General features: G+C 59.1%; 2 protein-coding genes. Both read left to right on the plus strand.

Annotation, left to right across the window (positions count from 1 at the left end; all coding sequences use genetic code 11):
* The first annotated feature begins 301 nt into the window (after positions 1 to 301).
* On the plus strand, positions 302 to 763 hold the full coding sequence (locus tag GSQ92_RS31585) for a PAS domain-containing protein (protein ID WP_371418538.1): 462 nt from the start codon (positions 302 to 304) through the stop codon (positions 761 to 763).
* Between the two features lie 1596 nt (positions 764 to 2359).
* Complete coding sequence (locus tag GSQ92_RS06420; protein WP_159013170.1) at positions 2360 to 2833, plus strand: DUF2382 domain-containing protein; 474 nt, start codon at positions 2360 to 2362, stop codon at positions 2831 to 2833.
* The last annotated feature ends 66 nt before the right edge of the window (positions 2834 to 2899 follow it).

Consider the following 2899-nt stretch of genomic DNA (forward strand, 5'->3'; position numbering starts at 1 on the left):
AGACGTTCGGCGATCACCAGCCTTATTAGGGGTTGATCTTCCACAAGTAGAACCCGCATAGTTCCCGTAGCCATACAACCCCTGCTCAAGCGCGCTCTTGCATTTCCGTGGCTCAACGACTTCTACGGCCTTAGTGGCCGCGTACTCTAGGTGGAGTAGAGTTGCGGGACTGGGCATCAAGAGCCCGCGAGCCTCCACCGATGGGACGCCAAACATGACGGATAACGTAAAGACTTCAGCGATCACGAATGGCGGGCGGCGCCACGACAGCCTCAGCGTGGGCGGCCTCCTCCGGTCTGTAATGAGCGTCAGCCCTTTGTCGATGGTTCTTACCGATCCGCATCAGCCGGATTATCCGCTGATCTTCGTCAACCGAGCTTTCACGGCCCTCACAGGATTCTCTGAAAAGGAAGTACTCGGCCGAAACTGTCGGTTCCTCCAGGGTCCCGAAACCGATCGAACGGCGGTGCGAGTGTTGGGAGACGCTGTGGCCGTAGTCGGCGAGGCGCAGGTAGATCTGTGGAACTATCGAAAGAACGGCAGCCAATTTTGGAACAGCATGTCCGGGCCCAATAGCTGCTGTGGTCACGTTAGCGAGGTGACTGGCGTCAACAGTCGGCGAGGGTTCAAAGGCCTTCGCGGGACCTTAGCGTCTCCAACGGATACCGAAAGGATAGTCGCGACCACAATAGCTGCGAGGTTCGGAATGCCGACAAGACTCAGGACGGGTGGAAAACGAGAAGGGTCTTTGTGGTTATGCTGATGAATCCGCTCGGTGGTGGGCAGACTGGTGGCTCCCGGGCAGGGGACGAACAATCATTCTCTGGCCAAGGAAAGGGAATCGGTGGCGGCTTGAGCGGGCTCCTGTCGGGGTTAGAACAGGCTGGCTTGGTCAGGTCGCTCAGTCTCGGGTAAACGCCGTGAACGCCGTGACGCCCGAAGCGCCCTCCCGAGGGCACTGCGTCCGTCTAAGACCTCGCTGCGCACTGGGAGAACGAGTATTTCTCCAACTGGAGGTCGCACGAAGGAGCTACCGCTGAACACCGTCCGCGCCACCATGCCGCTGGTACGCAAGCCCGCGATCAATGTCGCGGTTGCCAATGTCCAGGTGGAATGGCGGCTTTCACTCTCTCACCCCCAGGCGCGCGACCACGGGTCCGGGCCATGTTGGTCAAGGACCAGGTCTTGTCGATAAAAACCAAGCGGCCGGGAGTCAGATCGGACTGGCTCTCAAACCACGCCCAGCGTCGTTTCAGGATGTCCGGGCGATCCTGTTCCGCGGCATGGGCCGTCTTTTATGGAACGGCCCGCCCCCTTAGTATCGGTCGTAGGATCGGCTGGGAACACAAGCGAGGGAGGGTGATGGATAAGCCAACTTTCGCGGTGCTCGGGATCGACCTAGGCAAGACAGCTGCAGCGTCGTTGGGCTCGGCGAGACCGGACGCGTAGATTGCGGCGTCGACCGACGCGCGTGGGCGCTGTTCGTCTCGCATGCAACATGTCGTCCTGCCTCGTCGCGATGGAGACCTGCTGCGGTGCCCCCCATCCTGCTGATTTCGCCTGAATACGTTCAGTCCTATGTTAAGGCATAGAGGAACGACGAACGCGAAGCTGAATCAATCGCCGAAGCCGCCACCTGAACGACGATGTGCTTTGTCGGTCTCAAGAGTGAGGCGCAACTCGAGATGCAGATCCTGCACCGGGCTCGGGCGCGCCTCGTCACCGATCACACCGCTCTAATCAACCAGCGCCGTGCCTTGCTACTGGAGCGCGTCATCGAAGTTCCCCGAGGGCGCAGCGGCTTGAGAAGCACCTCGTCACCATTCTCGACAACGGAGCTGAGCACCAAGCACGCTGACCGCGGACGCTCGCGCTAATCGACGACATGCGGCAAAGGAAGAACAGTGATTTAACAGCAGGCTTTGGCTCGTGTGTTGCATTCGCAGGGGAATCACTTGATCCAGATGGCGGCGGGGCGTTGGAGGGATGGATGTGAGAATCCTTCACATTTTGTCTGTCGAGGGATGAGATAACATACGTTGGAGGCGCGCTTCTGTCGCTTTCGTGTTTTGCTAAATCAATTCTAAGCATTCTATAGCACGGGACTTAATCGTCAGGCGGCGAACACTGGGCTCACTGCGAGTTTGGGCGGAAGAGCGTTAGCTAAATCTGGTAACCCAACCTCTTGAGAGGCGAAGAAAACCGTGTCCGAACCCAAAGGAACGATGCGTCGGCACCACCCGACGCGTCACGCGCCTTATTATGCCACACCGTGCTGTGGGCGCCGGTCGAATTCGATGCATAGTCTAGGTCGTTTAGACGTCACATTAGTGCCTCAGGCGGCTTGGCGACTGACTTTATGAGAGCTGCTCCACTCAACGTCCCTGAGGCCGCGCAAGATACCGTGCTTCAGCTCCACGCGGAGGAGGCGGTCATCGGCACGCGGCGGCTGCAAGGACATACCGTTCGGGTGGCGACCGTGACGCATGCCCGTGAGCGTGTCGTTGAAGTGCCACTGACGCGCGAGGTCATCGAAGTCGAGCGGGTGGCGGTTGGCCAGGTGGTCGAACTTGCACCACCCATTCGCTACGAGGGCGACGTCACGATCCTGCCTGTGCTGGAGGAAGTGGAGGTCGTCGTCATCGAGCGGCGTCTTATCCTCAAAGAAGAGATTCATGTTCGACGCCGGCGCGTCACGGAAACGCATCGAGAAACGATCTCACTCCGTGACCAAACCGCTGTCGTGACGCGGTTCTTTGCCGGCGATGCCGATCCTGCGCCGGCCGTTAACGCCATCCCAAGTGACACTGAACTATCAACAAAAGAGAGCTGATCATGTCAGAAACAATCGCTGCCATCTACAAGACGCAGGCGCAGGCTGAGAGCGCGGTGCAGGAAC

It is taken from the genome of Acidisoma sp. S159 (genome assembly GCF_009766125.1).
Classification (GTDB): domain Bacteria; phylum Pseudomonadota; class Alphaproteobacteria; order Acetobacterales; family Acetobacteraceae; genus Acidisoma.